Raw genomic sequence first — 6,269 nt, 5'->3', positions numbered from 1 at the left:
AGCCAGGGCGGTATATCAAAACGTCTTTTACATGTTGCTGAGGTATTCTTTGGCCACTTCACTGGCGGTTTAGGGATTGTAGCCATCGTAGCTTGCATGTTCTTTGCTTCAATCTCAGGTACAGGTTCGGCAACCGTTGCCGCTATTGGCTTAACTATGATTCCGTCTATGGTCAAAAAAGGCTATGACCGAAGCTTTGCTGGCGCACTGATTGCCTCTTCTGGTGGTATTGGTGTAATTATTCCTCCATCTGTTGTGATGATCGTATATGCCATCACTGCGGAGGTATCGGTCACTAAAATGTTCATGGCCGGGATTATTCCTGGGCTTGTCGTAGGTTTAGTGCTGATCGGTTATTGCTTGATCGTGTCTAAAATCCGCGGTTACAAAGGCAACGATAAAAAAGCCACGTGGCCTGAACGGCTTGCAGCTCTCAAAGAAGCGATTTGGGCGATGCTATTACCCGTTATCATTCTTGGCGGCATCTACTCTGGTGTGTTCACACCAACCGAATCCGCTGCGATAGGCGTGTTGTACGGCTTGTTTTTCGGCATGTTTGTATACAAAGAACTGGATTACAAAAAGGTCGTGAAGATTATTTTAGAATCTTCCCTATTGGTTGGCGCAGTACTTGTGATTGTGGGCGCTTCGGTCACCTTTGGTCGAATCCTAACGCTTGAACGCCTGCCAACCGAAATCGCACAGTTCATTCTCTCTATTACGGAAAACAAACTGCTCATCTTGCTATGTATCACCGCATTACTGCTGATCGTGGGTACATTTATGGAGACATTAGCGGCGATTGTTATCTTGACTCCAATACTGTTACCTATCGTTACAGCGTTGGGAATGGACCCTATTCACTTTGGTATCGTGATGATAGTGAACTTAGCCATAGGCTTTGTTACCCCTCCACTCGGAGCCAACCTATTTATGGCAAGCCAGGTCGGTAATGTTCCCATTGAATCCTTGTCACGGGCGATTCTAGGCTGGATTGGTGCCATGCTCGTCGCTTTGATGATTATTACCTTTATCCCCGCTATTTCTCTAACCCTACCCAACCTCTTAGGGTAACCCTTTGTAACACCACAACAGCCCAAACATAAAGTGAGCCAATTGGCTCACTTTTTTATTGCACCATATCAATGCATACCTATCCAAAACTAAGATTAGCCCTTATCCGTTCAAGGTTTGTACAAAGTCAACTGGTTGTTATCTAATCAGCACCACCAAATAGTCTGAATATGACTCCTCACACACTATTGATACGAAGATGTGTTAATTGTTAATTATATGTTGCTGTTTGCCCCACCTTTGCCAAAATGGATTCGTATGCAAAAAAAACCAATTCAAACATGGATGGAGTAAATCATGGCATCAGTTTCACTCAAGAACATTAAGAAATACTGGGACAATTTCACCGCCATTAATGACTTGTCATTAGAAATTAAAGACAAAGAGTTTCTGGTTTTGTTGGGCCCATCAGGCTGCGGTAAAACAACGACTATGCGAATGATCGCTGGCCTAGATACTCCAAGTGAAGGCGAGGTTTATATCGATGGTGAGTTCGTTAATAACACTCACCCTAGAGATCGTGATATCGCAATGGTGTTTCAAAGCTACGGTCTGTACCCACAAAAAACAGTTTATGGAAACATTGCCTTCCCTCTTGAGATGCAACGCGTACCAAAAGAAGAGCTTCATGACCGAGTGATGCGTGCAGCAAAACGTGTTGAGCTAGAACACTTATTGGATCGTAAACCGGCGACACTTTCTGGTGGTCAACGCCAACGTGTGGCGCTAGCTCGTGCCATTGTTCGCGAGCCTCGTATGTTCCTGATGGACGAACCGCTATCGAACCTAGATGCAAAACTGCGCGTTTCAATGCGTGCTCTACTCAAAAATCTACACCATGAATTTCAACGTACGACGGTTTACGTAACCCACGATCAAATCGAAGCAATGACACTGGCCGACCGAGTGGCTGTGCTTTACCAAGGCAAAATTCAGCAATTGGATACGCCGAAAGAGATCTACAACAACCCTGCAAGTCTGTTTGTAGCAAGCTTTATCGGTTCACCAGGAATGAACTTCATTAAGGGCAAGCTTTCTGCTGGCACATTCTCTGGGGTTAGCTGCTCCGTTGAAGGGTTCAATAATTCAGACAATGAGGCCGTAACACTAGGTGTTCGCCCTGAAGATGTCGCTTTATGTCCCGTTGAAGAAAGTAACCTTTATGGTGACGTTTATTCCGTTGAGATGACGGGAGAATGTACTCTGATTACCGTTCAAGTTGATGAGCATTACATTATCTGTCGCACAGACAAACATTGCACGGTTGGAATGGGCGATCGCGTTGGCTTTAAATTCAACCTTGATCATACCTACCTTTTCGATACGGAATCTGAACAACGCATTTATCGCGAACAAACAACCAGTTGTATCCAAGCGGCTTAACCACGGCTCACTCTGTTATACAGCTGTTGAACATGCAAAGCCTGACCGCTTTGAATCCATCCAACCGATGGTTATGACCAACATAAATTACGTAGTAAAGGATTACCAAAGATGAAAAGAACATTATCGTTACTCGCCATATGTACTGGCGCTATCTTATCTGCACCAAGCTATGCAGCTTGCGACCTTGGCGACCTAGAAGCGGAAGGAAAAATTTCCCTACTATCGAACAGTTACCCAGTTTTGAAACACTTCTCAGACAAGATGAAAGAGTGCGAAACATCAAAGCTAGAAATCAAAAACAAGTTAGTAGGTGGTAGCGCAGTTCAAGAGCAAGCTCGAATCGTGCTTTCCAGCCGTCGTGGTAATTCTCCTTACGACGTAATTCAAGTATCAGCTCAGAGCTACCATGAGTTCTTACTGAAAGAACAAATCCAGCCAATCACGGATCTAGTGGAAAAATATTGGGATGAGTACAACCTTGCGGACATTCCACCTAGCATCTGGGAACTAGCAAAACATGACGGTGAGATTTACGCACTGCCAATCCAGTTGAACATGCAAGAGTTCTTTTACCGCCAAGATCTATTCGACCAACATAACTTAGAAGTGCCACATACCTATCAAGAAGTTGTCACAACAGGACAAGCACTTCAAGAAGCTGGCATCGACTACCCTCTTTCTCARGCAATGGGCAAAGGTTGGAACTTAGCAACGGAGTTCACCAACATCTACCTATCTTTAGGTGGTCAGTACTTTGATGAAAACGGTAAACCTCTGTTCGATGGACAGAAGGGCGTAGAAGCTGCGAATATTCTTAAGTCATTACTACCCTTGATGTCTCCAAATGCATTATCTCTTTCTAATGATTTAGTGATGGTGAACTTCCAACAAGACAAAGCAGCAATGGGTAACATATGGGCAACTCGCGCTGCGGAAATGGATAACGACCAAGTATCTAAAGTGGTTGGCAAAGTGAACTACTCAATGGCACCAACAGCCAATAAGACCACCACCATACCGTCTACAAGTATATTCTGGGATGGGTACGTATTCCCACACCGCTTAAATGCCGACCGCGAGTTGGTTTTCAAGATCATGATGGAATCGATGAGTAAAGAAAACATGAAAGAAGGCGCTGAACTGGCTTTCTTGTCTCGTCAATCAGCAAACCAAGTTGAAGGTGAGCAGTATCGTTATTTGGGTGCGCTTGCAGAAATGATTGAACGTGGAGCAAAACCTTTCCCTACAGAGGGCTACTACGGTTTGGCACATACGGAAATTGGTAACAAGCTACCGGACGCCCTACGCGGTAAAACCAGCATCAAAGTTGCATTGAACGAAGCCGCAAAAGGCTATTACAAAGAAGCGCGAGCACAAGGTTACATTGACTAAGGAGCAGTCATGAATTTACGTAATTTCCTCGGTTTCTCAGGTCCGTCTATCGCTTCAATGGTGCTGCTGATGGCTGCACCATTGGTGATGACTTTATACCTGTCATTAAACCGATTTAACTTCAAAGGCGAACTCCGTTATGTCGGGTTTGAAAACTACTTTGACATCCTTCAAGACGATGCGTTCTGGTCTGCCTTTGAGTTCACATTAGTCTACACAGTTTGTGTTGTGCTCAGTGTTTTAGTGCTGGGGTTCATTGTCGCTCTCGCATTAAACAAGCTTAGCCAAAAAATCCGCGGATTCTTTATGGCCGCAACCTTGCTCCCATTCGTGGTAACGCCAGTTGTGGGCACCTTGATTTTCTCGTGGTTATTCCAAGACTTTGGTTACATCACTTACCTGTTAAATCTGGTTGGTATCCAAGTGTACTGGTTCAGCGATGTGTTTGAGTCGCGTGCTTTGATCATCCTCTACGGTATTTGGCAAGTCACACCGTTCGCAGCGATCGTGTTCTTTGCAGGGTTACAGGCTATTCCACAAGACACTTTGGAATCGTCTGTTCTAGATGGCGCACATCAATGGGATCAAATTAAACATGTTGTGATACCGGCGCTACAGCCACTCACTCTGTTTATTTCGATGATTTGTATTATGGATGCTTACCGCTTGTTTGATTCGGTCGCGGTAATGACAGGTGGCCTAAATGCGACAGAAACTCTGATGTACTACAACTATCGCGTTGGCATTGTGCAAGACGCTGTGGCCAAAGGCAGCGCTGTTTCTGTATTAACCATGCTAGGCATATTCGTATTACTGATCCCTTTCTTATACCTGACTTACAAAGAGCAAAAAGGAATTCGCGCATGAACCCAAGTAACCTAAATATTCAAAAGATGATGGTATATGGAATCATGGGCTTATGGGTTCTGTTTTGTGCCTTTCCATTTTTCTGGACCATCATGACGTCCATTAAAACACCGGTAGATGCGTTTTCTAATCCGCCGGTTTGGGTGTTCGAACCAACAGCGATGAACTATGCGAACTTGTGGCTAGAATTCGGATTCAGTGAGTTCTTGATTAACTCCGTAATCGTTACCCTTGGCGTTGTGGTTATTTCACTAAGTATCGGTTGTTTTGCCGGCTACGCATTGGCTCGCTACCCAGGCAAGTTAGGGTTCTGGTTGCTGATGCTTGCGTTAGTTTTCCGTTCTCTTCCTCATACAGTGTTCTTAATCCCCTACTACGAGTTCACCCGTATGGTTGGGCTTTATGACACACACATCGTATTGATTTTAGTGCTGGTTGCGATTAACCAACCTTTCACTATTTGGATGATGCGTTCGTTCTTTATGAACATCCCTAAAGAGCTAGAAGAATCAGCAATGATGGACGGCTGCAACCAATTCCAAGCCTTTGCCAAAGCAATCGTTCCTGTTATGTGGCCAGGCATTATCACAACGGGTTTGTTCACCTTCTTGTTAGCGTACAACGAGTTCTTGATTCCACTTACGCTTACCGCTACCAACGCAGCAACGATGCCAGTTGCAATATCGCAATTTGGTGCCGATGACATCAAATACTGGTCAATGACCGCTGCAGGTGCAGTTTCAATCACATTACCTATCGTTGCGCTGATCATTTTCTTCCAGAAAAAGATTGTATCTGGCTTGGTTGCTGGCGCTGTTAAAGGATAAAAGGAAATTACTAATGACACACACATGCGAACACCCAACAACGCAAGATACTGCACCAGTATCAGCTCGCCCAGTACAGGGAGCATTAACCAATGATAACGACCTGACTAAAACCGATGAAACATTGCATGTTATCGATTCTATGGTCGATGGACTAAATGACCACGACATCGACAACATGGGACGCTTCTTTGCAGAGAGTTTCCGCTGGATGGGTAATGCAGGCTGCGGTTTTAAAGACAACCTACAAGAGTTTCAAGATAACTGGCAACGCCCGTTCCAAGCAGCTTTCTCAGATAAGGTTTGTATCGACGAGGCTCGTCTCACCCAAGGTGAATGGTGCGCAGCCTTTGGCCGCCAAGAGGCGATTCATTCAGGATCATTTATGGGCATCGAACCAACCGGTAAGAAAGTGATCATTCGCTACATGGACTTCTGGAAAGTGGTCGACGGCAAGATAGTCGACAACTATGTAATGGTGGATTTCCCTGCCATTATGGCCCAGCTAGGTGTCGATGCTTTCTCTGGTCATGGCTGGGAAAACAAGGATTCGAAATCCAACCCTCTTTACCAAAAGTGCTAGAGGTGGCTGATGTCCAATTCTGACAACAAAGAGCGCATTCGTGCGCTCAATAAAGCGATGTATGACTTCGAACTCACCAGCGTTGAAGCACAATTAAGTGAGTTAATCAGTGATACCGCAACACTACAATATGGCTATCC

6 protein-coding genes are annotated in these 6,269 nt (G+C 44.8%); all 6 read left to right on the top strand.

Going from position 1 to position 6,269, the window contains the following annotated elements:
- Window positions 1–1,074: TRAP transporter large permease (locus tag L4C33_RS18445; protein WP_428813875.1), on the top strand; the 1,074-nt coding region annotated here is incomplete at its 5' end.
- A gap of 297 nt (window positions 1,075–1,371) precedes the next feature.
- On the top strand, window positions 1,372–2,457 hold the full coding sequence (locus L4C33_RS18440) for an ABC transporter ATP-binding protein (RefSeq protein WP_428813874.1): 1,086 nt from the start codon (window positions 1,372–1,374) through the stop codon (window positions 2,455–2,457).
- A gap of 111 nt (window positions 2,458–2,568) precedes the next feature.
- Window positions 2,569–3,852: an ABC transporter substrate-binding protein gene (locus tag L4C33_RS18435; protein WP_428813873.1), complete on the top strand. Its 1,284-nt coding sequence runs from the start codon at window positions 2,569–2,571 to the stop codon at window positions 3,850–3,852.
- 9 nt (window positions 3,853–3,861) lie between these two features.
- Window positions 3,862–4,719, top strand: a complete 858-nt coding sequence (locus L4C33_RS18430; protein WP_428813872.1) for a carbohydrate ABC transporter permease — start codon at window positions 3,862–3,864, stop codon at window positions 4,717–4,719.
- Window positions 4,716–5,546 carry a carbohydrate ABC transporter permease gene (locus L4C33_RS18425; RefSeq protein WP_428813871.1) on the top strand — a complete coding sequence of 277 codons (831 nt, stop codon included), beginning with the start codon at window positions 4,716–4,718 and terminating at the stop codon, window positions 5,544–5,546. Before L4C33_RS18430 ends, L4C33_RS18425 begins: the two co-directional genes overlap by 4 nt.
- A gap of 13 nt (window positions 5,547–5,559) precedes the next feature.
- Entirely contained in the window at window positions 5,560–6,129 is a 570-nt protein-coding gene (locus tag L4C33_RS18420; RefSeq protein ID WP_428813870.1) for an ester cyclase, read from the top strand.
- The last annotated feature ends 140 nt before the right edge of the window (window positions 6,130–6,269 follow it).

Origin of the sequence: Vibrio makurazakiensis, assembly GCF_050337375.1 — a bacterium.
Classification (GTDB): Bacteria; Pseudomonadota; Gammaproteobacteria; order Enterobacterales; family Vibrionaceae; genus Vibrio; species Vibrio makurazakiensis.
This window is presented reverse-complemented; position numbering and strand designations above follow the sequence as displayed.